11 protein-coding genes are annotated in these 24,577 nt (G+C 67.5%); 2 read left to right on the top strand and 9 right to left on the bottom strand.

The features are described from left to right. Positions 1-4 precede the first annotated feature (4 nt). Both KBA48_RS01560 and KBA48_RS01555 read right to left on the bottom strand, forming a co-directional pair. Positions 5-535 (bottom strand): DUF6702 family protein, encoded by a 531-nt coding sequence (locus KBA48_RS01560; RefSeq protein ID WP_292903076.1) that lies wholly within the window; start codon positions 533-535, stop codon positions 5-7. Beyond that, the gene (locus tag KBA48_RS01555; protein WP_292903074.1) at positions 532-2,991 is read right to left on the bottom strand and encodes a M1 family metallopeptidase; all 2,460 of its coding nucleotides are present in this window, start codon (positions 2,989-2,991) and stop codon (positions 532-534) included. The genes KBA48_RS01560 and KBA48_RS01555 overlap by 4 nt, the downstream gene beginning before the upstream one ends. A gap of 282 nt (positions 2,992-3,273) precedes the next feature. Here KBA48_RS01555 and KBA48_RS01550 point away from each other — a divergent pair, with 282 nt between their 5' ends. Next, positions 3,274-4,041 (top strand): 4'-phosphopantetheinyl transferase superfamily protein, encoded by a 768-nt coding sequence (locus KBA48_RS01550; RefSeq protein ID WP_292903072.1) that lies wholly within the window; start codon positions 3,274-3,276, stop codon positions 4,039-4,041. Positions 4,042-4,102: 61 nt separating this feature from the next. Here the strand turns inward: KBA48_RS01550 and KBA48_RS01545 are convergent, their stop codons facing one another. Continuing rightward, the gene (locus KBA48_RS01545) at positions 4,103-5,134 is read right to left on the bottom strand and encodes a LacI family DNA-binding transcriptional regulator (RefSeq protein WP_292903070.1); all 1,032 of its coding nucleotides are present in this window, start codon (positions 5,132-5,134) and stop codon (positions 4,103-4,105) included. A gap of 233 nt (positions 5,135-5,367) precedes the next feature. Between KBA48_RS01545 and KBA48_RS01540 the strand changes: the two genes are divergently transcribed. Further along, positions 5,368-6,243, top strand: a complete 876-nt coding sequence (locus KBA48_RS01540) for a hypothetical protein (RefSeq protein WP_292903068.1) — start codon at positions 5,368-5,370, stop codon at positions 6,241-6,243. Here the strand turns inward: KBA48_RS01540 and KBA48_RS01535 are convergent, their stop codons facing one another. From KBA48_RS01535 to KBA48_RS01510, 6 genes are all read right to left on the bottom strand, one after another. After that, on the bottom strand, positions 6,244-6,696 hold the full coding sequence (locus KBA48_RS01535) for a Crp/Fnr family transcriptional regulator (protein ID WP_292903066.1): 453 nt from the start codon (positions 6,694-6,696) through the stop codon (positions 6,244-6,246). 71 nt (positions 6,697-6,767) lie between these two features. Beyond that, complete coding sequence (locus KBA48_RS01530; RefSeq protein ID WP_292903064.1) at positions 6,768-8,711, bottom strand: adenylate/guanylate cyclase domain-containing protein; 1,944 nt, start codon at positions 8,709-8,711, stop codon at positions 6,768-6,770. A 221-nt stretch (positions 8,712-8,932) separates the two neighbouring features. Then, complete coding sequence (locus KBA48_RS01525) at positions 8,933-9,613, bottom strand: hypothetical protein (RefSeq protein ID WP_292903062.1); 681 nt, start codon at positions 9,611-9,613, stop codon at positions 8,933-8,935. A 3-nt stretch (positions 9,614-9,616) separates the two neighbouring features. After that, entirely contained in the window at positions 9,617-12,586 is a 2,970-nt protein-coding gene (locus tag KBA48_RS01520) for a CHAT domain-containing tetratricopeptide repeat protein (protein ID WP_292903060.1), read from the bottom strand. Next, positions 12,586-22,731 carry an MBG domain-containing protein gene (locus tag KBA48_RS01515; protein WP_292903058.1) on the bottom strand — a complete coding sequence of 3,382 codons (10,146 nt, stop codon included), beginning with the start codon at positions 22,729-22,731 and terminating at the stop codon, positions 12,586-12,588. Before KBA48_RS01515 ends, KBA48_RS01520 begins: the two co-directional genes overlap by 1 nt. Positions 22,732-22,742: 11 nt before the next feature. Next, positions 22,743-24,401 carry a ShlB/FhaC/HecB family hemolysin secretion/activation protein gene (locus KBA48_RS01510; RefSeq protein ID WP_292903056.1) on the bottom strand — a complete coding sequence of 553 codons (1,659 nt, stop codon included), beginning with the start codon at positions 24,399-24,401 and terminating at the stop codon, positions 22,743-22,745. Positions 24,402-24,577 lie beyond the last annotated feature (176 nt).

Raw genomic sequence — 24,577 nt, 5'->3', positions numbered from 1 at the left:
GCCCTTATCCCGGCGTGGCGTCCTTTTCGCCGTCGCCGCCCAGGAAGGTCAGGGTGCGGATATGGTCCGGGCCGCCCCCCATATCGATATTCACCTGATTGATCTGCACGGGGAAAATGTCGCGCAGGATCATGTTGCGCACCAGCAGACGGGCGGGCACCGCCGTCAGGGGCACTTCCTGATAGACATGGATATTATCGCCCTCCGGCTCCGCCCCCAGCAGTTTCAGGGGCAGCGGCGATCCACCGGGGATGCTGAGGGCGAACCGCCCCTCGACATAAAGCGCCAGCCGCGCCTGATCCTCCAGGCGCGACAGGTCGGGCGCGCTGACGCCACCCACCTGCGCCAGGGCAGTTTCCGCGTCATGGGCATGCAGGGAATGGTCAACCTCCAGCAGCCCCGCCGCCTTGTTCCAGGTGACCAGCGTCAGGGCGGACTTGGCCCGGTGCGCGCGGGCAGGCAGCGCCAGGCCGGCCAGCAGGCCTGCCCCGGCCAGCGCCATCACCCGGCGCCGGCCGATACGCGCAACCGTCACGGCTTCCCTCCGGGCGTCAGGGGCACGTCCTTGCCCCCTTCCTTGCCCTCGCCCTCTTTCTTGGCCTTCAATTCAACCAGCATGTCGGCCATCAGGTCCTTCGTCTCATCCTTGGACTTGTAAAGTTCAAGGCGCGAGGCCGCGATCTTGCGTGGATAGGCGTTGTTGGAGACGTCGACATCGGCGATCTCCTGGCGCGGGTCCAGTTCGACGCCGACCACTTGGCGGGGCCGGATCAGCATCTTGGTCACGGCCTTGCTATTGTAACGCCAGATCTCCGCCGGGATCATCAGGAACTCACTTGTGCCGTCGGCATAGGTAAGCTGGAGCGGCAGCGGCATGACCAGCCCGCCCTTGTTGGCGAAATCCAGGAAATAGACCCAGTCGCCATCCTTCTCGGCCCGTGCCAGCGCCTCGCGCTCCCAGGGTTCCAGCCCCTCCACCATTTCCGCGAACTTGTTGCGGTCCTTGTTGGTGGGGGTGAACTTGTCATTCTCGTTATAGAAATCCTTCAGGTCCGGCTCGCGCTCCAGCAGGGTTTTCAGCCCCTGCTCGCGGTTATGCACCTGGGCCAGCGGCTCCTTGTTGTCGCGGTGATATTCCTCGCGCTGCAGCGCCTTTTCCACGTCCGGATTGCCGGTGGAGATGCGGTATTCCCGCACGCTGGCCAGATCGATATCGACATGGTCGGTCGTATAGAACCAGCCGCGCCAGAACCAGTCCAGGTCCACGCCCGACGCATCCTCCATGGTGCGGAAGAAATCGGACGGGGTCGGGCGCTTGAATTTCCAGCGCTGCGAATATTCACGGAAAGCGTGGTCGAACAGCTCACGCCCCATCACCGTCTCGCGCAGGATGGTCAGCGCCGTGGCCGGCTTGGTATAGGCGTTGGGGCCGAATTGCAGCACCGAGTCCGACTGGGTCATGATCGGCACCTGACCCTGGCTGGTCATGTAGCTGGTAATGTCGGACGGCAGGTTTGGATTGCGGCGATGCTCGCCGAAATTCTCCTCCCATTCCAGATGCGCCACGTTCTGGACAAAGGTGTTCAGCCCCTCATCCATCCAGCTCCATTGCCGTTCGTCGGAATTCACGATCATCGGGTAATAGAAATGCCCGACCTCATGGATGACCACACCGATAAGGCCGTATTTGGCGGCCGCCGTATAGGTGCGCTTGCCCGTCTTCTTGTCGATATTGGGCCGGTAGCCGTTGAAGGTGATCATGGGATATTCCATGCCGCCCCCGTCCCAGGTATTGACCGACTGCGCCGTCGGGTACGGGTAGGCAAAGGAATATTTGCTATAGGTCTTGATGGTGTGCGCCACGGCCCAGGTCGAATATTTCGACCAGAGCGGTTCCGCCTCGTTGGGATAGAAGGACATGGCCAGGACGGGATTGCCCGCCGGATTGTCCTGTTTCACCCCCATCGCGTCCCAGATGAACTTGTTGGAACTGGCAAAGGCGAAATCGCGGACATTCTTGGCGGAAAACCGCCAGGTCTTGGTCGCCTTGTCCGTCTCCTTCTCATTGGCCAGGGCTTCTTCCGGCGTCACGATGAACATCGGCTTGTCCGCCTTGGCGGCCCTGGCCAGACGGTCGCGCTGCGTGGCTGTCAGGACATCGCCGGCATTCAGCAACTCGCCCGAGGCCGACACGATATGGTCGGCCGGCACGGTGATGGCGACATCGTAATCACCGAATTCCAGGGTGAATTCACCCCTTCCCAGAAAGGCCTTGTGCTGCCAGCCGGCATAATCGGTATAGGCGGCCATGCGCGGGAAGAACTGCGCCAGGAAGAACAGGTCGGTATTGTTGTCGCGGAAATGCTCATACCCGCTGCGGCCGCCGACAATATCCTGATTGATGATATTGTGCGCCCATTCCACCTTGAAGGTGAAGGACGCACCGGGCGCCAGCGGCCGCGGCAGGTCGATGCGCATCATGGTGTCGACCACCGTATAGGGAAGCGCCCGGCCCCCCTCGTCGGTGACCGACCCGATCTCCACCCCGTATTTTGTGTCCTTCAGGGCTTGGACACGGGCCAGCGTGCCATAGCTGATCTGGTCGCCGCCATCCTTGGCCGGGCTGGCCGTGCGGGTCAGTTCGGCGATGGAACTGTCCTTATAGATGTTCTGATCAACTTGCAGCCACAGATAGCGCAGGCTGTCCGGGGAATTGTTGTGGTACCGCACGGTCTGCCGGCCCGTCAGGCGCTTGCCCGCCGCGTCCAGCTTCAGGTCCATGCTGTAATCGGCGCGCTGCTGCCAATATTGATGGCCGGGCGCGCCCGACGCCGTGCGATAGGTGTTGGGGGTGGGAAGATCCACGTCCAACTGGCGGAACTTGTCCTGCCAGGTGCCCTTGGTCTGTTCGATGGCATCGGCCGCCGCCATCTGCGTTCCGGCCATGCCGGCCGACAATACCAAAGCCGTGGCGACCACCAGGCGCGCCACGCGTCCCTGCCAATACCCCATCCCTACCCCCAGCCATACGGCCGGGCCCGCGTCCGAACGGGCCCGCTGCCGACAAGATACTGATAATGCTCAGGGGGCGGGCCTGCGCAAAATGATTTCAAGGTCAGAGTGGGGGGAATATTGTAACGGTTCGGTAACAGGCAAAAAATCCGCGCCCTTCGGGATTCGCGGGGCCGCCTTCACCCAGCGTCGGGGCTTCTTTTCTTACCAAACCATATCGAAGCGCCTATGATCCGCGCTTTCAGGAAACGGGGGCATCGGATGCGGGACGGTTTTGCCGTGCGTGGCGATTGGCGACATGATGTGATCGTGCTGACCTTGGCCGTTGAAGGTCTCGGCACGCGGGATTTGGCGCCCCTCTCCCACACGCTGGACCGGACGGAGCGGGAACGTGCCGCCCGTTTCCAGTTCGACGCCGACAGAAACGCCTATATTGCGGCCCACGGCCTGACCCGGCTGTTCCTGGGCGCCTGGACGGGCCGGTCGGCGGGATCGCTGGCCTTTAATGCCGGCCCTTACGGAAAGCCGGTGCTGGTGCGCGGCGGCGCTTCCTTCAACCTGTCGCATACACGGTCCATGGTGGCCGTGGCCGTTTCCGCACAGGGCGAGGTGGGGGTCGATATCGAACCGCTGGTGCCCAACCGCACCGTGGAACTGGAAATCGCCGATCGCTGGTTCTCCCGCGATGAGGTGGCGCAGATCGGCGGGGAACTGGACGAGGATGCCAAGCGCACCCGCTTCATGCGCATCTGGAACCTGAAGGAAGCCGTGATCAAGGCCACGGGCCGTGGTCTGTCGCAGGAACTGACGGGATTCACCGTCATCCCGCCCACGCCCGACGCCGGCCCCACCCTGACCGCGCATGAGGAATGGCTGCGCGCCGGTGATTGGCGCCTGTCGCAGTGGGAGGTGGATGGCCATGTCCTGGCCGCCGCCAGCCTGAATGGCCCGCCGGGTACCCTGCGCCATCTGCGCGTCACGGCCGACGGTCTGGCCGCCCTGGCCGACGGCGCCCCGATTTTGGTCTGATGGCATGTGAGACCGGCGGCCTTTAATCCCCACTCATCGGGGATTAAAGGCTTCCAAAACCCTAGCCCCGCACCCTGGTCGACCCGCGCAGCACCAGCCGCGCCGGGATGATGGTGCGTTCCAACGGCTGGTCGTTCATCAGGCGCAACAGGTTTTCCACCAGCAATTCGCCCGCCGCCACCGTGTCCTGGCGCACGGTCGTCAGGGGCGGGTTGGTATAGCTGGCGGCCTGGATATCGTCGAACCCCACCACCGACACGTCACCCGGCACCGACACGCCCCGGTCGCGCAGCGCATGCATGGCGCCGATGGCCACCAGATCACAGGCGGCCACCACCGCATCGAACCGCCGCCCGCTGTTCAGCAGGCGCAGGGCCGCCGCATGGCCCGCCTCCTCCGACGTCTGGCTGTCCAGCCGCAAGGCGGGGTCGGCCGACAGGCCGGCCTTCGTCAAGGCCTGCACATATCCCTGATGCCGGTCGCGGTATTCCGGACAGTTTTCCGAAATATCACCCAGAAAGGCGATGTCGCGATGGCCCGTGGCGATCAGGTGCGACACGGCCTCTGCCATGCCCTGCACATTGTCGGACCCGATGAAATGGCCCGGCTGGCCCGGAAGCACGGGGCCCCAGGTGATGTATTGGATACCCGCCTCGTCCAGGGACAATATCTTGTCCAGATAGGCGGTGTAATCGCCATACCCTAAGAAGATGATGCCATCGGCCCGTTTCGACGCCGCGTAATCGGCATTCCAATCGGTGCTGGATTGCTGGAAGGAGATCAGCAGATCATAGCCACGCTTGGCACTGGCCCGCGTGACACTGCCCAGGATCGACAGGAAGAACGGGTTGATCAGCGATTCTGACGCGCCCGGATCCTCATACAACAACAGGGCCAGCGTTTTGGTGCGCTGGGACCGCAGGTTGCGGGCATTAACGTCGACCTTGTAGTTCAGTTGCCGCGCCGCCTGCTCCACCTTCAGGCGCGTATCCTCGCTGACCATGCTGTCGCGGCGCAGCGCGCGCGACACGGTGGATTGCGAAACGCCCGCCAGTTCAGCGATATCGAAGGACGTCGGCCTTTTCGCCCGCATTGTTGTCCCGGCTTCTGCCTGTTTTCTCCCTGTGACCACCATATAGAGCGAGACAGGGGTCTGGCAATCAATGCGAAAGGCGTGGGACACAACAGCCTGATAATACCGCCGGTCAAAATGTCTGACCGATGGTATCCGCGCCGACTGGCGTGGCGGCATAAATCCTCGATATTGTTCATAGCACGATCGTTCGTTATATTCTGACCAGACGCAGCAAAAGGTGGGAGCAGGATATGACGGAACAGGCCACCAGCCCACACAGCGACGAAATGGTCACCATCCCCTGTGCCGACGGGCCGGTCCTGGCGGGGCGGCTGTTCCTGCCGCCGGAGGGGGCGGAGATGGACCTGGCGCTGGTCCTGCATGGGGCCACGGGTGTGCCGCGCGATTATTATGCCCGTTTCGCCGCCTGGCTGGCCGGCTATCGGCGCGCGGCGGTGCTGATCTATGATTACCGCGATTGCGGCCATTCGGCGCGCGGGTCCGTGCGCCACGCCCGGTCGGACATGGGGGACTGGGCCGTTCGGGACCAGGGGGCAGCGCTGGACTGGCTGGCAGCCCGCTTCCCCGGCCTGCCGCTGGAGGTGATGGGCCATTCCCTGGGCGGCATGGGTCTGCCCTTCCATGAAAAGGCCGGTCTGGTGCGGCGGTTGACGACGGTGGCCACCGGCCCCGCGCACTGGACCCGCCATCCGCGCCATTTCATCGGCAAGGCCATGGCCTTCTGGTTCCTGCTGGGCCCCGTCGCGACCCTGGCGCTGGGCTATATGCCGGGGCGTATCCTGGGCCAGGGGGCGGACCTGCCGGCCCGCGCCTTCTGGCAATGGCGGCGCTGGTGCATCCGGCGCGATTTCTACCGCGGGGAATGGGGCCGTGCCCTGCCGCAGCCCGACCTGTCCCGCATGACGGGGGAGGTGCGGTTGATCGCGATCGAGGATGACGAGATGATCCCGCCCGCCGTGGTGCGCGACCATGCGGCCTTTTTCCCGGCCGCGCGCATCACCCACCGCACCATTCCCGTGGCGGCGGCCGGCGGCGGCGCCATCGGCCACCTGCGCATCTTTTCCGAACGCTGCAAGGCCGCCTGGCCGCTGCTGGTGGAGGGGTGATTATTCCTCAGCGGCGCCCGACAGGGTCTTCACATCCTCGTTGGGGGCGATCTCGCGGGCCTTGATGGCGCTGACGGCCAGCATCTGGCCCATCAGCCCTTCCAGATGGTCGTTGGCGGCGCGCAGGTTGCGGGCCAGGATACGCACGATGCTGGCCACGAACGGATCGGCCTCGGCCAGACGCTGGCGCACCTTCTCCCCGGAAATGACGATCAGGGTCGTATCCTCAACCGCATGGGCACAGGCCGAGCGGGTGCCGTCATCGATCAGGGCCATTTCCCCGAACAGGCAGTTCGGCCCCACTTCGGCCAGCACCACGGGATGATCGGGTTCGCCCCGCCAGATGCGGATACGGCCCGACTGCACCAGATACATGTGCTCGCCACGCTCCCCCGTCAGGAAAAGCTGCTTGCCGGCAGGGACGAACTTACGGTTGAGGATGCCTTCGGCCATTGCCTGATCCCTGAGAGAGCATACGCTTGTTATCGTTCCCTGCACCCGTGCTGGCAAGGTATTGTTGGGGTCTACTTGTCGCTCATCACCACAAGGTCGCTGTCGCCGCCCTTGGCCAGCCTGTCGCGATGCATCGCCACCGGTCCGTCATCGGGCCGTTCCGCCGCCAGCTCGGCGAGAAGGGGCGCCGCTCCGGCGTCACCGGCGGCCATGGCGGCATAGGCCGCCTGATAGCGCTGCATGAACCCGCTCCGCGCCTCTTCCTGCGTCAAGGGCTGATAGACGGCGATCGGCTCGGTCTTGCCCTTCAGGACGATGCGGCCGATGGGCCGGCGCGGCAGATCGGGGCAGCGTTCCGCCGTTGCCCCGCTCATCGCCACCCGCGTCCCGAAATATTTGTTCAGACCTTCCAGGCGGGCGGCGGTATTCACGGCATCGCCCAGGGCCGTATATTCGAACCGGGCATCCGACCCGAAATTGCCCACGCTGGCGGGGCCGGAATGCACGCCGATGCGTGTCATGCCGAACGGCCGGCCCGCCGCCGTCTCCGCCGCCAGGAACCCTTGCGCGAACCGGTCCAGTTCCAGCGCACAGGACGCGGCGCGGGCCGCATGGTCTTCCATGTCGCGCGGCGCCCCGAACAGGGCAAAGACGGCATCGCCGATGAACTTGTCGACGGTCCCGCCATGGGCGAACACCACCTTCACCATGCCGTCCAGATAGCGGTTCATGACATCGGCCAGCGTCGTGGCGTCCATGCCTTCCGAGATGGTGGTGAAGCCCGCCACATCGGTGAAGACATAGGACATGTCGCGGCGCTTGGGATCGATGGACAGTTTCGACGGGTCTTTCAGGATATCGTCCAGCAAGGCCGGCGACAGATATTTGGCAAAGGCCGCCTGCACGAACCGTTTCTGGTCCCGTTCCCGCCGTCCGCGCCAGATATCGGTCAGCCACAGGCCCAGCAGCACCGACAGCGACGGTCCGATCTGCGGCAGCAGGATATTGGCCTGGGCATAGGCCGGCCCCGCCAGCAGCCAGATGCCGGCCACCACGCCCAGGCCCAGCAGCGCGCGCAGCCATAGCGATATTTCCACCAGACCCAGGACCAGCCCCAGCCCCGCCGCGATCAGGCCGGCGAGAATGGCCAGCGCCCCCCCCTGCCCCGGCGCCGTCCGCCCCTCCAGCACCTGCGACAGGGCATGGGCATGGATGGTGATGCCGGGCAGCACGCCGGCATTGCCGGCAAAGGCGGTACGGAACGGCGTGACATGGCGGTCGCGGTCCGACAGGTCGGCCCCCACCAGCACGACTTTGTCCTTGAACCAGGCGGCCGGCAGCACGGCAACCGCATGGGCCGGGAACTGCCGGAAGGGCGCCGTGGCCGCATCGGGCCGCCCGCGCCAGGCGATGGGGATCCGTTCGCGCGGCGGGGTCAGGCCCAGATGCGCCGCCATTGCCGGCACCACCCCCGCCTGCCACTGCCCGTCCGCCCGGTTTTTACCGGGGAAGATCCAGCGCACCGTGCCGTCCAGATTATCCTTGACCAGATTGGCCCAGCCGCGCCGGTCCGCCGGCACGAAGGCGTCGATATAGGTCACCTGCGCCTCGGTCAGCCCCTCCGCCGCCCCGCCATGGCTGACCACCAGAGGGATACTCATCTCCCGGATGGCCGCCGCCAACGCCTGATCCTTCTCCGGCTCCGTCGGCTGATCCAGCAGCACGTCCAGCAGCACGGCCCGCGCGCCCTTGGCCTGCAGCACACGCAGCAGATCGGCCAGGAAAGCCCTGTCCACGGGGGACCGGTAGGGGAACCGCGCCAGCGTATCCTCGGTGATGGCGGCGATGACGATGTCGGGCTGCTGCGGCTGGGCCGGTGTCAGGGTCGCCACCCGGTAATCCGCCACCCAGTTCTCGATCCCCTGCAAAAACGGCGCGGCCCGCACCAGCAGCACGGGCAACAGACCGGCCAGCAGCAGGATGGACAGAATAGTCGGAAGGCGGCGAATGGACATTGGTCATCCCGTCCCGGCGCGGCCGGTGTGCTTGTCCCTCACCCTCCCATCGCTTGCGCGATGGGCCCCTCCCTCTCCCGCAAGCGGGCGAGGGGCAAAAACCTGCGCCTCACCTTCAATTCCGCCCCTCGCCCACGCAGGTGGGAGAGGGAGGGGCCCGTCGGCGCCAGCCGATGGGAGGGTGAGGGCAAAACCGCCGGATGAAAGCACCGCCGCCACCCTCACCCACCGGCCAGCAGCGCACGGGCCTGCCGGTCGCATTGCTTCGCCGCCATCCATCCCGCCGTCATCTTCGGCGCCGTGACGGCGGCCGGCAGCAGATGGAACGTGACCGACGCCGCCGCCCCGTCCAGTTCGAACAGCAGCGTGCCGCCATCGGTGATGGGCAGTTCGGGCAGGGCCAGACGCCCCTCGCCCGCCGGCCATTCGGCATTGGCGGTCCAGGCGCGATCGGCCGGCATCAGGGTCAGGCGGGCGGGTTTCGCCGCATCGGCCCGCCACAGCACGACCTCCTGCCCCGGCTTCACACAGGCCGACCCCGATACGGCCGGATCGACGATCCAGGCCTCGGGCAGCGGGGCGGCCGGGCCGGCGTCGCGCACGGCCCCCAGGCTGGTGGTGTCGGCCCCGCGCGCCGACAGCAGGCCCGCCAGTTGCTGCGTGGCTCCCGAGCCGGCGCCGGCCGGCGCACCCTTGAACGGCCCGCGTAAGGTCACCTGCGACCCATCCTCCCCGATCAGCACCAGACGCGCGCCATCGGCCAGGGTCAGCGGGGCCTTGTCATCGATGGTGGCGCCGGGCGCCAGATCGGTGCCCTTGGCCTCCACCACCACCAGGGGGGCGGCCTGGACGGGGGCCGCCAGGAAAAGGGCGAGCGCCAGGAACGGGGCGGGGCGGAACATGGATCAAACTCCCTTGCCGGAATGGGGGGCGGCACCGACCAGGGTGAAGGCCGCCCAGTTGAAAGGATGCGCCGTCGCGGGATCGGACGCCAGAACCCTCTGCGCCCGCGCCAGCGCCTGCGCCGTGTCGCCGTCCCCGGCGAACAGGCCCGTCATCAGCCGCACGGTGGGCGCCGACGGCACCTGCCAATGGCTGACCAGCAGCGAGCGTGCGCCCGCAAAGAAGAAGCTTTCCGCCAGACCCGACAGCGCCTCGCCGCCCAGCCGCGCATCCCCGCCCGCCGTATTGCAGGCCGACAGCACCACCAGATCGGCGTTCAGGCGCAGCAAGGCGATGTCGGACGCGGTCAGCAACCCGTCATCGGCGGCACTGGCCGGCGGGGTTGCAGGCGGCGCCAGCGCCAGACCGGGTTGCGCCTGACAGCGCAATTCCCCCGGCAACAGGCCGTGGGTCGCGAAATAGACGATACGATACTGGTCCAGCCCCGCGCCGCGCACCGCCGCCTTGGTGACGCCGGCCCCGGTGATCAGATCGGTCGGGGTCGCGCCCAGCCGCCCACCGATAGCCCTGATCTCATCCGCCGTTTCCGGCAGGGGGGCCAGGGCCCGCAGCAGGGCCGGGTCCAGGGCCGCATCGGTGCGGCATTCATCGCCCAGCGCCTTCAACCCGCCCGCATCCCGGCCCTGGAAGGGCGGGGCCGCGAAGCCGATGAAGGGCTTGACCGCCGTCGGCCGCGCCGCTGCGCCGGACAGGGCCAGGAAGGAGGATACAGACGGCACCACCGATATGGCCATGTCCCGCACCAGCCAGCCAGCGCGCGCATAATCCCGCCCCTGCGGCTTGTCACGCACCAGAAGGGCGGGCGGCAGGCTGGACAGCGAGGCCGACGGCACCAGCACCAGATGCTTCACCCCCGCCAGCGTATCGCCCGCCCCCCCGAACAACCGCAGATAAAGATCATGGGCAAGGTCCAGGTCGAAGGGCGGCAGCACCCCGGCGCGGGGCGTGATGGACCGGCGCAGCTCCGCCACCCGATCCTGCAAGGCACCACGGTCGATCGTGACCGGATACGCATGAACCCCGCGATCGGTGACAATGAACCCATAGGAACCGGCATTGCCGAAGGCGAACTGCACCAGCGCCTGTCCCGGTGCCAGCCGCGCAGACAGGTCGGTCGCACGCACGGGCGCCGGCTTGGTCAGCCGCGCATAATCGGGGAAGGCGGCCTGCAATTGCCGCTCCAGCCCCTGCGCCTGCGCCGAGACCTCCTGCAACTGTTTCAGGAGGGTTTCCTCGCGTGCCCGGTCACGCTGCGCATCGGGCTTGGCGGTTTCGGCGGCGGCTTCGATCCGCAGGCGGTCGCGGCTGCGCACCGCGTCCTGCTGCTGGCGGATCAGGTCGGCGACGGCGGGATCGCTGCTGGCGAAACGGGCGGCGGCGCGGGTGATGGTCTGGCCCACCACCCCCTCGCGCACGGCCTGCAGGGCGGCGAACATCTCCGCATAATGATCGGCGCGCCGGTCCGGCTCCGCCTGCCCGCGCCGGTACAGCACATCCAGGAACGGGATCAACCGGTCCAGCGGCAATTGCCCCCGCTCGGTATCCAGCCCCGCCACCATCGACAGCGCCTCGCGATAGATGGCCAGCGCCTCGGCATCCATGCCAGCCTGGGCATAGACGCGGCCCAGTTCCAGCATGCTGGACGCCACGGGCCATCCGGCCCCGAACAATTGTTTGTTGGACGCCACCGCCTTCGACATCAGGGCTGCCCCGCCGGCGGCATCGCCCTTGCCGGCCCGCGCCAGGCCCTGGATGCCCAGTATGCGGGCATGCCACCAGGGGGGAAGGCCGCGCGTGCGGCTGAACAGGGTGGCCGCCTCGATCGTTGCCGCCTCGGCCAGCCCATATTGTTCCAGCCGCAGCGATACCGTGGCCTCCAGCAGCAGCGAATGGATCAGGTCGCCCCGCGCGGCGGCCAGACTGCCCAGCACGGCCCGGTTGGCGCCACCGCCCGCCTGTTCCTCCAGGTCATCGACAAGGGCGCGACGGGTGGCGCTGCTGTCGCGGCCCAGCGACAGGGCGCGCCGCGCATCGCCGCTATTGGCCGCATGGAAGGCCATGTAACTGCCCAGCCGCGCCCGCGCCGCCTTGTCGAAGCTCTTTTGCAGCAAAGCATCGGCCCGCCGGAACAGCGCATCCGCCTCCGCCCCCCGCCCCTGGTTGGAGACTTCCAGGGCCAGCGCCATCAGCGTGTCGCCCGCCCCCGGACTGTCCGGCCCCAGGGCCCGCGCCTGCAGGTCCAGCGCCTTGCGATAGGCCGCCTCCGCCCCCGCATAATCCTCCACGGAATTGGACAGGCGCCCCACCTCCGACAGCCGCTCGAAACTATTCAGGTCGCCGCGGCCGAAACGCAGCGCCTCGTCACCCAATGTGGCGCGGAGCAGCGCCGCAATATCGGTCTTTTCCGTGACCGGTCCGGCATTCAGCAGCGAAGGCGCCGCCATCAGCAGGTCGGCCACGGCCGGAATGCCATCGGCCTGCACCATGCGCGTTCCGTCGGCCAGGGTGACGCCGATATAGGGCCAGCCGCCTTCGCGCAACTGGCATTGGGTCAGCAACCCGCCCGGTACGGGCTGGGCCGGCTGGCAGATGGCTTTCTGCGCCAGCGATCCGGCCCAGGCGGTGCGGCCCGCCTCCACCGCCAATTGCCGCGCCCGCGCCTCCTCCCCCTCGGGCAGGGGGTCGTAAAGCCGGGTTACGGCGATGGCGCCGCTGGCTTGTTCCCATGCCCCGCAATACAGCGCATAGGCCTGGCCATCGGCGCTGTCGGCCGGAAGGGCGCGGCATTCCTCCCCGATGGCGTTTCGACCCATGGCGATGGGGCCGGCGGATATTGCCGGCACCCGGGGGCCCTTGGCGGCACAGCCGGCCAGCAGCAGGGCCAGGATCAGGGGGGTAAGCCGCCGCGCCATCACCAGACCCGTCCCAGGTTGGGGAATTGCTGTTCCAGGCCGGGCGTTCCTTCCGGCGTCTCGCCGGGCAGGCGGCGCTGCTGCGACAGAAGGCCGGGGATCATCTCCTCCGCCGCGCTGTCATCATCGGCGGCCGACCCGCTGGCCGACTGTACATTCTGGTTCACGGCCGCCAGCGCCGCGCCGCCGCCATCACCCGCCGGGGCCGGTGCGGTGCTGGCCGGGGCCGGCGGCGGGGCCACGGGCGCGGCCGGCGCGGCGGGCGCCGCCACCGTCACCGTGGGCACGGATGGCGCACGCACAGGCTGTGTCACGGTGGTGATGGGCACGGCTTCGGCCAGGGCCGGCGGCAGAACAGCGCCACCGGTCACGGTCAGCACCCCGTCGACATAGGTGATCTGGTAATTGATACTGGTGATGCCCCCGGCACTGACGGCATAGGTGCCGGCCGGCGAGGCCGCGTCGGCATTGGTCTGGAAAACCAGACCCGTCAGGCTGTTGCCCGTATCGCCATTGACCAGCCCCTGGAACCGCGCGGTAAAGACCGGGTTGGCGGCCCCGGCCTGCCGCGTGGCATTGTCGACCAGAACCGACAGCGGCGCCGGATCGATGGTCAGGTCGGCCCCCTGGAAACTGATCCGGTAATTAGCGTTGGCACCCAGGCTGCCCTGGCCGATGGCATAGCGCCCGACGGTGCCGCCCGCCGCCCGTGTCAGCCCGCCCGACAGCACGGCCCCCGCCGCATCCCCGCGCTTCAGCCCCGATACATCGTAGGTCAGCACGGGATCGGCCGCCCCATAGAGCCGGCGGGCGGCATTGGCCGTGACCGACAGCAGGGCCGGGTTGATGGTCAGGTCCGCGCCCGTGAAGGAGAGTGTGTAATTGCCCGTGGCCGCGGCCAGACTGCCCTGCCCGATGGCATAGATGCCCACATCCTCGCCCCCCGCCCGCGTCAGGCTGCCGGTCAGGACCGACCCGGCACTGTCCCCACGTTTCAGCCCGCTGACACTGTAGGTCAGGGACGGGTCGGCATCGCCATAGGTGCGGGTCACCATCAGGGCCGCCACCGACAGGCTGGCCGGGCTGATGGTCAGGGTGCCGGGCGTGAAGGAAAGCACATAATTGGGGTTGGTGAGGGCAAGGCTGCCCTGGGTGATGGCATAGGTGCCCACATCCTCCCCCGCCACCCGCGACAGCGTGCCCGACAGCAGGCCCGCCAGCGTGTCATTGCCCTTCAACCCGCTGGCCGTGTAGCCGAAAACCGGATCATCATCGCCATAGATCTTGCTGGCATTGGCCGCCACGACCGACAGGATCAGGCTGGCCGGCGTGATCCGCAGGTCGGCGCCGGTGAAGCTCAGCGTGTAATTGGCATTGGCGGTCAGGCTGCCCTGGGTGATGGCATAGGTGCCGACATCCTCCCCCGCCGCCCGCGACAGGGTGCCGGACAGGACAGCCGCCGCCGCATCCCCGCGTTTCAGCCCCGACACACCATAGGTCAGGTCCGGATCGGCATCCAGATAGGCACGGGTCACGGCATTGGCCGTCACACTCAGGGCCGCGGGCGTGACGGTCAGTTCCCCACCCTGGAACGTGACCACATAATTGGCCCCGGCCGACAGGCTGCCCTGGCCGATGGCATAGGTCCCCACATTCTCCCCGCCCGCACGGCTCAACGCACCGGTCAATCCATCGCCTTGCACCAGACCGGATGCGGCATAGGACAGGGTGGGATCGGCATCGCCATAGGTCTTGGCGGCCGATCCGGCAATGATGGTCAGCGCCGCCGGATTGATGGTCAGGGTCCCCGCCTGGAAACTGACCGTGTAATTGGCGCCGGCCGACAGGCTGCCCTGGCCGATGGCATAGGTGCCGGCATCCTTGCCCGCATCCCGCACCAGATTGCCCGTCAAACTATCACCATCGACCAGACCGGTCACGCTATAGGTGAAGGATGGATCGGCTTGGCCATAGGTTTTCACCGCCGACGCGGCAATGATGCTCAATGGTGCCGGGTCGATGGTCAGGGTCCCGGCCTGGAAATTGATCGTATAGTTGGCGCCGGCCGACAGGCTGCCCTGTTCGATGGCATAGGTGCCGGCATCCCGGCCCGCCGCGCGCACCAGATTGCCCGTCAACCCATCGCCATCGACCAGACCAGTCACGCTATAGGACAGGGAAGGATCGGCTTGACCATAGGTTTTCACCGCCGATGCGGCGATGATGCTCAACGGCGCCGGATCGATGGTCAGGGTCCCGGCCTGGAAACTGATCGTATAATTGGCCCCGGCCGTCAGGCTGCCCTGCCCGATGGCATAGGTGCCGACATTCTTGCCCGCATCGCGCGTCAGGCTGCCGGTCAGACCGTCGCCATTGACAAGGCCCGTCGCGGTATAGGTCAGGGCCGGGTCCGCCGCGCCATAGATACGGGTCAGGTCATCAGCCTTCACCGTCAATAAGGCGGGCGTCACGATCAGGGAGGCGGTCAGGGCCGGACCATCCGCCAGGACATAGTTGGCCACATCCCCACCCATGATCCCCGTGATCCGCTGGGTATAGGTGCCGGCCCCCAATGTCGGCCCCACCGTGACGGTCCCGCCACCGCCTTCGACCACCAGACCCGTGCGCACATCGTCACCGGTCAGCAGTCCGTCCAGCGTCACGGTTCCGGTTTCGATCGCCTGACCATAGGTGCCGGTGACGCTTTCGATGCTGGCAATCAGCCGTTTTGGCGACACGACCAGGGTGCCATCGCGGTTGCCTTCGCCCAGCACGATATAATTGCCGGCGGCCGCCCCCGTCAGATCGCCCAGCACCAGCGTATAGGAACCGGCGGCCAGCCGGTCGGACAGCGTTCCACCCTGCAGCAGGGCCGGCGCCGTGATCACGTCGCCCTCCACCACCCCGGACAGGTCGGGCGTGGACAGCGTCGCCTGCGTGCCATAGGTGCCGGCCACATCGGCGATGGAATAGGTCAGCGCCTTGCGCGCCACCGTCAGTTGGCCCAGGCTGTTGCCGGTGGTGGAGAGGCTGTAATTGGCGGAATCGCTGCCCGTCAGCGTCAGCATCTGGTCATAGGTGCCGGCCGCCAGCTTGGCCTCATGCGCGGCATTCGACAGGCTGACAATGCCGGTTACACTGTCGCCCTCCACCACCCCGGTCAGGGTGCCCGTGCCCAGCGTGGCCAGCGTGCCGTAAACGGAATTGGCGGCCGTGACGACATAGGTCAGGGCCTTCTGCGTGATGGTCAGCACACCATCCGTATGGCCCGACGCCGCGATCTGGTAATTGCCGGCATCGGCGCCGGTCAGGGCCGTGACCTTCTGCGTCAAGGTCCCGACCGGGGTGCGGACGGCCAGCGTTTCCTCCGTGGCGCCGCGATAGGTGGTGACGGTGCCGGCGACGGTGTCGCCATCAACCACGCCCGTAAAGGTCACGGCCCCATTGCCGGCCAGGGTGCCATAGGTGACAGTGCCATTAGCAACGCGATAGGTCAGGTCCTTGCGGTTGACGGTCAGCCCAGCCGTGACCGGTCCGCCCGTCAATTCGTAATTGGTGGCGGAACTGCCCGTCAGGCCCATTACCGTCTGTGTATAGGCCCCCGCATCCAGGGTGGGGATCAGGGTCACGGTGCCGCCCGTGCCCGACACGACCACGCTGGCGCCGACCGTGTCGCCCTCCAGAACGCCGGTGAAGGTGACGGCCCCGGTACTGGCCGCCGTGCCATAGGTGCTGGTCACCGCCGCGATGGTGGCCGTCAGGCTCTTGCGGGCCACGCGCAGGGTACCGGTCGTATGCCCGCTGCCGGCCAGCACATAATTGGCGGCGGACACCCCCGTCAGGTCACCCGCCACCAGCGTATAATCCCCCGCCGCCAACCGCGCCGACAGGGTCCCGCTTTGCAGTTGGGCGGCCACCGCCACCGTATCGCCCATCAGCACGCCCGTCAGGCTGGGCGTGGACAGGGTGGCCAGCGTGCCATAGATGCTGTCGACATCGGTGATGGCATAGGTCAGCGTCTTGCGCGCCACCGTCAGTTGGCCGATGCTGTTGCCCGTGGCGGCCAGACTGTAATTGCCGGAATCGGTCCCGCCCAGCGTCACTGTCTGGTCATAGGAGCCGGCGGCCAGCCGCGCCTCATGCGTGACACCCGACAGGCCGACGCTGGTGCTGACCTCATCGCCCTCCACCACCCCGGTCAGTGTGGCGCCGCCCAGCGTGGCCAGCGTGCCATAGATGGAATTGGCGGCATCGATGACATAGGTCAGGGCCTTCTGTCCGATGGTCAGGGTGCCGTCACTATTGCCCGATGCCGCGATCTGGTAATTGCCGGCATCGGTGCCGGTCAAGTCCGTGACCTTCTGGGTCAGGCTGCCCACATCGGTACGGATGGCCAGGGTTTCCGCGTTGGGTCCGCGCCAGGTGGTGACGGTGCCCGCCACTCTGTCCCCGTCCACGACACCGGTCAGGGTGACGGCCCCGTTCGTGGCCAAGGTGCCATAGGTGGAACTGCCATTGGCCACCGCATAGGTCAGGTCCTTGCGCGCCACACTCAGGGTGCCGGTGCCATAGCTGAACCCGTATCCCAGGTCGGACACCAGCGTCCCCACCCCCGCCGTCAGGGTATAGGTGCCAGCATTGCGGCCCGACCCGCTGATGGAAGCCGTCCCGCTGACGGCATTGGAAAGCGTGTCACCCGTGACCAGTCCGGTGATCGTATAGGCTGAACCGGTGAAGGTGGCCCCCGAATAGGTCTGGTTCACCGCATCGGGCGTCACGGTCAGGGTGGGGGCATAGGCATAGACGAAGCGGTTGCCCGTGTTGGTCAGCGCCGTATAGGTGCGGTCGGTGAAGGTGAAGGCACGGTTGTAATAGGGCAGGGCATCGACCCCGCCCGTGCTGCTGGTCAGGGGGGAGGCAGAGAAGACCAGGAACCGCCCGCCGCCCGACACGGACAAAGAAGTGGCCCCGCCATTATTGGTGAAGGTGCCATTGGCAGCCAGGACCAGGGCGTCGCCCGTGCCGGTGGCCGACACCGCCGCCCCCGCCGCAAGGGTCAGGTTGCCGCCGCTGCTCAGCTTGACCGTGCCGGTGGTGGTGATCCCCGTCACCGACCCGGCCGTGCCGATACTGGCCGCCCCCGACACCCCCACATCGACCGATCCGGTATCGGCAGCGATGGTGGAGACGGCGTTGGACGCATGGGCCAATGTGTAGGCGCCCCCCACCCCAGTCAGGGCCAGACCCGCGGCACCGATGGCCGCCGTCTGCGTGACCGCCCCCGTGCTGGTCAGGCTCAGCGTGCCCGTGCCCAGGCTGGCGCCCGCCACCCCATCCACCGTCGCGATGACAAAGCCGCTATCATCGCGCCAGGCCATAGTCTGGTTGCTGGCGCTGACGGCAAGGCTGGTGACGTCATTATTGACGGAGGCCAGCGCCACCGTGCCGCCCGCCGTCACGGCCAGATTGCTGACCGTGATGCTGCCGCTCTGGCTGATCCCCCCGCCGCTGCGCAGATGCAGGGTGCTGCTGCCGGTCGGCGCGATATTCTGGCTCACATTGATGGCGCCGGCATTGGCAGCCCCCACCCGGATCACCCCCGCCGTCACCAGATTCAGTTCCGCCGCCGAAATCTCCAGCGCGCCGGCCGCATTGGTGGTGGACCCCAGGTCAATGGCGCGCGACGCCGTGGCCACGGTCAGCGTGGCGGTGGCCGTGCCGGCATTGACGCTGCCCGTCAGGGCCAGCCTGTCCGCCGTCAGGGTGATATTCTGGTTCTGGGTGGTGATGGCGGCGCTGATGGTCAGCAGCCCCTTGGTTTCCAGCGACAGGGTGCCGGCATCGCCGCCCGTGCCGGTGGACAGGGCGCCGGCAATGGTGACGGCCCCGGTCCCGCCCTGGATGGTGGTATTGTCCTTGAAACTGGCGCCCGACACGGTGACAGTGCCCGTGCCGGTGGATTGGCCGACCACGATGCTGCCGAACCCGGCGCGCAGCGTATCCAGTTCCGCCTGACCCAGTTCCAGGTCGTTGCCGCCGATGGCCCCGTCGCCCACGCCGATGCTGGCGCCGGTGCTGACCGGTTTCAGGATCAGGGTGCCCGACCCGCCGATGCTGATGGCGGCCGTGCCGGTGGCGCTGGTCAGGACCATATTGTCGGCCGTCAGGGTCACGGTGCCGGCATAGGCATTGGTGCCGTCCCAGCCGATATAGGCGCGGCTGCTGTCACCCGTGCCGCCATTGGCGGAAATGCGGCCATCCGTGCCCGTGGCCTTCAGTTCCACCCCGCCGCTGTTGGTGGAATAGATGGCGCTGCGCGTCGTGGGATCATCGCGCAGCAGAATGGCGTACCGGTTGCTGCCGGATGATGCCTGCTCGCCGTTCAGGGCCAGCGCGCCGCTGGCGGTGCGGATCGTGCTACCATTCCCGATGGCGATGCCGGCCGTCAGGCTGTTGCCGGCCCCGCCCTTGCCATTCAGCGTGATGGTGCCCGAACCGGCGGCGATCAGGCTGCTGGCCGAGATATTGATGCCGATGCCGGTGGCGCTGTTGGTGCCGCTGGGGGCGCCGTCGCCATTGATCAGGATAGTGCCGCCCGTCCCGCTGTTCAGGGTGCTGGACAGGATGTTGACGCCGATGCCGGTATCCGCCTTGCCCTCCGCCGCGCGGGTGGCGGGGGTGGCCCCGCTGCCGATGGTGATGGCGCCGCCATTGGTGGACAGGCTGGCATTGCTGATGGCGACACGGCCGGAGGAGCCGGCGGCATTGCCGTCGGCGGCCAGCACGATATTCAGCTTGCCATTGTTCGATACGCCGGCATTGGCCGACACCGTCACATCAATGTCGCCGGACAGGGTCAGGGTGCCCGTGCCCGCCCCGGCATAGGTTGCCGTCTGGCCCAGCGTTACCAGAGCCGCAGAGGCATAGAGGCTGGCATTGCCGGTGAAGGTGATGCCCGTCGTGCCCGCCACCGTGCCGACGGCAAAGGACGACCCGGACCGGAAATCGATAGTGCCGGTATTGGCGGCCAGACTGGTGACGCTGTTGCCGCTGCGCGTCAGCGTATGGGTGCCTGTGCCCAGCAGCGACAGGTTGGCCACATTGATATCGGCCGTCTGCGTCACATTCCCGCCGCTGGCCAGTTCCACCGTGTCGCTGGCATGGCTCAGCGCGCTGCTGATCACCAGATTGCCGCCATCCAGGGCGCCCAGCCGGATCACCCCGGCACTGATCTGGTTCAGTTCAGCCTGGGAGACATTGGCCACGCCGGATGTGGACCCGCCGAAACTCATCTGCCCGTCCGCCGCATAGGGGCGCAGGATGACGCGGTCGCTGCTGGTGATGGAGGTGGCGGACAGGGCGATATCGCCGCCGGCCAGGGTGATGGTACCGGCCCCGGCGCTCACGGCGCTGCTGTTCAGGGACAGGCCGGTGCGCCCGGCAAAGCCGATATTGCCGCCATTGCTGGTGAAGCTGCCGGTGCCCGTGGTGCTGAGGCTGCCCGTCCCGCCATAGCCGCCGGTGAAGTCCATGGACAGCTTGTTGCTGCTGGATGTCACGCCGATGGCGCTGCTGAAGGTCAGGTCGCCACCGGCCCGCAGGGTCAGGATGGCGTCCGTACCGGCGCTCTTGGCGATGCTGTCGGCGATAATCATGGACCCGGTGGTCAGCACCGTCGCGTTCTTGCCGGCGTTCAGGAAATTTTCCAGCAGACCGGTGATGGCGCTGCCCAGGCTCAGGCTGTTGCTGACCAGTTCCAGGGCCCCGATACCCGTGGTGGACGGGTTGGCCGTGACGCTGACGCTGCCGGTATGCTGATCATGGCCAAGGGTCAGGGTGCCGGCATTGATGGTGCCCAGTTCCGTCGTGGACAGGGCCAGCCCCTGCGTGTCGTCGGTGCCGCCGATGATCAGGTTGGTGCCATTGCTCTGCGTCCGCACCTGCACGCGGCCCGATGACCGCACCGTGCCCCCGGACAGGGACATGGCGTTGGACGACAGGGTGACCGTGCCCGATTGCGAGCCGCCGCCGAAGGTGCCGCTGCCATCGATGGCCAGGCCGACACTGCCCGACCCGCCCGTGGCCGTGACCGAAAGGTTGCCCGACCCTGCCGACACCGCGAATCCGCCCGTCAGCAGCACGCCATGGTTGGCGCTGCCGCTGCTGCCGGCCCCCGCACCGGTCAGGGTGACGGTGCCGCCATTGCTGCCGATGCCCCCGCCGCTACCGCCATCCAGCCGGATGCCCACGGCATCCGTGCTGCCGCCCTGCGCCGTGCCCGTGATGCCGATCGTGCCGGCGCCTGTGCTGCTGGCCGTGGCATAGGCAAAATCCACACCGATGACGCCATTACCGGTCACGGACAGATTACCAGTGCCGGTCGAAAGCTGGGTATTGCCGGCCAGACGGACGCCGGCCATGCTGCCCGTACCGGTCAGCGACAAGCCACCCCACCCGGCGGCGATGCTGACACCCGACAGGTTGATACCCGTCATGGCCCCCGTTCCGGTGGCGGTGACGGTGATACTGCCGCCATTGCTGGTGAAGCTGCCATTGGTGGCGGTGACAGACCGGCCGGCGGTGAAGCCCATGGACAGGCTGCCGCTGCTGGACGTCACCCCCACACCCGACGCAAAGCTCAGGTCCCGCCCCGCCGTCAGGGACAGGGTGGCGCCGGTGCCGCCCGTCTTGGCGATGGAATTGTTGACATTGATGTCATTGCTGGCGGTCAGCGTCACGCTGGTGCCGTTGTTCAGCAGGCTGGCAATGGCGCTGGCGGTGATCAGGCTGGTGACGCTGCCATAATCGCCCGATCCGATGGTGCCGTTGGCGGGGATATCGTCATCCTGCGCGCCCGTTCCATCCACATCGGCAACGGTGCCGATGGTGATGTTGGTGGGGTCCAGCAGCAATTGGCCCGCCTTGCCGCCCGCCCCACCCGCCAGATCGGCCTTACCTGCAAAGCGCAGGCTGCCCTTGCCCGACACTTCGGCAAAGCCGCCATCACTGGCGCCGCGTGCGCTGATCGCGCCCGCGTAATCCGTGCGCCCGTCGGACCAGACGATGACACGCCCGCCCGCCCCCGCCGCCCCATCGGCCCGGATGCTGCTGTCGGCATCGATGCGGGTGGTACGGGCGCGGTGCAGGTCGCCGCCGCCCTGGAAATCCCCGCCGATCCGCACCTGTCCGCCATCACCGGCGCCACTGGCCTCGACCAGCGCCCCGGTCAGCGCCACCCGGTCGCCCAGAATGTCGATGGCCCCGCCCGCCGCCCGCAGGGTCCCGGTGACCTCGGTCTCCGTCCCCTCCCCGCCGATGATGATGCGGCCATCCACTTCCTGCGCGGTCGTGGCCTCCACCAACCCGCCGGCATTCACCACCCCGGCCATGCCGTCGCGCGCCGCCCGCGCCGTCATCAGGACCTGTGCGCCCGTGACGCTGCCCTCATTGACCACGCGGCCCGCCAGATCGGCCGGCAGTTCAAACCGCAGCAGACCGTCACCCGCCAGATCCAGCGTGAACCGTTCCGTGCCGGCCAGGACGACACGGCCCAGCCGGGCCTCCACCACGCCGCTATTGCGCACATCGGGCGCGGCCAGCACGGCATAGCCGCCATCGGCCACGCGGATCGTGCCCTCATTGATGATGGCGGCCCCCGCCTGCCCGGCCTTGCCGAAGGTCAGGCGCCCGGCGGCAAAATCCGCATTGTCGATATCGGCCGTGGTGGCCAGAAAGGCGCCGGCATCCACCCGCGCCCCGCGCCCGATCACCACACCCGCCTTGTCGATCACCACCACCTGGCCGTTGGCGGTCAGCGAACCGTCGATCCTGGTGCCTGCCCCGCTACCGGTCACGCGGTTGACCAGAATGGACCCCGCCCCCGGCTGGGTCACCGCCACCGACGCATCCTTGCCGATATCAAAGCGGCGCCAGTCGATCAGGGCGCGATCGCTGGTCTGGTTGATCAGGGTCTGGCTGCCCTGGCTGCTGATCCCGGCCGTCCCCACGGTGACGGTCCCGCCCTGCGGCGTGGGGCCGGGCGTCTGTGCCGCCGCCGGCAGGGTGAAGACGGAAGCCAGCGTCAGGGCGCGGAATCCCCGCCCCCATCGCCTGTGCCCGTTTCCCTGTTGCCGCGCCGTTGCCATGCCGCCCGCCCTCAGATCTGGACCGTCAGGTCGATGAACAGACCTGTCCGCTGTCCCTCGGCCCCCGGCAGGGGCAGGGACCGCAGGGTGCGGGCCAGTTCAGCCGACAGGCTGGCCTTGCCCAGCAGCCCCAGGCGCACGCCGCCGCCGGCCGACAACAGATGCGTGCTGGCCGCCACGCTGTCCCAGACCCGGCCCGTATCGACAAAGCCATAGAAGGTCACGCCGTCCACCTGCTCCACCCCCGGATTCCAGGCGCGGCGCAGTTCCAGGCCGGCCCCCACCCCGTTGGGCCCCGACAGGTCACCACCATTATAGCCGCGCCCGAATCGGCTGCCGCCCAGCGCGAATTCCTCGCCGGCCAGCAGCGTGTCGGGCGTATATTGCCCGGCCACCGTCAGGGTGGCGGTGATATCGGCGGGCAGGCGCCGGCCATAGGCGATTTCCCCATTGACCTTCATATACCAGGGATCGGGCCGCAGGCGGCTGGCCTCACGATCCCCCCGCCCGGTTGCACCGGCCACATCCAGCCCCTGTGTCACCCCGGCCTGGGCGAACAGGTCGCCCCCCAGGAACTTCATCTCGCTATAGCTGATCCTGGCGTCCACACTGCGCCACCGGTCACGGCTGAAGGGCAGGTTCAGCAGCTCCACGGTCGCGGTCTGCGCGTTCCACCCCGCCTCCACACTCAGATTGCGCGCCCGCGACCGGACCAGCGGCAGCGACAGGCGCTGTCCTGCGCCATAGGATTCGGTGGCCACCGCGAAGGGTTTCAGCGCGGCCCCCGGCCGTCCCCGGCTATAATTGGCATTGCTGGTCAGCGACAGGCCGCTGCCGGCCAGCGGCTGCACCCAGCGGCCATTGGCCGACCGCTGTTCGCGGATCTGCGGCGTGGCAGACAGGGTCAGGCCCAGTTGCTCACCCAAGCCAAAGGGGGAATTGGCGGCGATATCGACAAAGGCCGACCAGGGTCCGGCAAATTCCGACCCGCGATTGCCGACCCCGGCCACCAGCGCATAAGGCGTTTGCGTATACCCGACCAGCAGTTCGGCCGCCCCGAAACTGTCGCCCGGTCGTATCAGGCCCGTGACCGTCACGCCCGGCAGATCATCGACCAGCAGCAGCCCGCGCTCGATCAGGTCGACGCGCGCCGGCCGCGCGGCCAGGGCATCGGCCAGCCGCGCCTCCACCCGCGCCCGTTCGCGCGGCCCCCCGCCTTCCACCCGGGCGCGTTCCAGATGGCCTTCGATGACACGGATGGTGATGGTCTGGTCGCGCAATTCCTGCGCTGGCACAAACACGCGGGTCAGGCCATGGCCCAGAGCCAGATAGCGTGCCTGGATACGGTCGGCCAAGGCGGCGACATCGGCCAGGGTCACCGGCTGCGCGATCAGGGCGGCGATGGCCTCGGCAAATTCCATTTCCGGGTTGAACACCGTGGCCCCTTCCACGATGACCCGGGATAGGGGGAACCGCAGGTCGCCGGCCCCGGCGGCGGGGGCGCCCTTGCGCTGCGCCGGGATGGAAAACTGCAACTGTGCCTTGGGCGCCTTGCGCATTTCCTCCAGCGGCGCGGGTATGCTGGGGCGGCCCGGCTCCACACTGCCGGGCAACCGGCCACCGGGAACGGACTGCGCACCGGCCCCGGCCGGCGCCAGAACGGCCGCCATCCCCGCAATTGCCAACCGCCGTCGCATTCTTCTTCGGGCCTTCCCTGATATGGCGAGAAGGATTTAAGCCGGAAGGCACTGGCTACGCCAGCCGTTTGTGCATTAACGCACGGATATTGTTCGCGTTATTTGTAGAAGTGATAGAGAAGAAATACGACTATTGATAGTAACTGGCA

This window comes from Niveispirillum sp. (assembly GCF_017996735.1).
Taxonomy (GTDB): Bacteria; Pseudomonadota; Alphaproteobacteria; order Azospirillales; family Azospirillaceae; genus Niveispirillum.
This window is presented reverse-complemented; position numbering and strand designations above follow the sequence as displayed.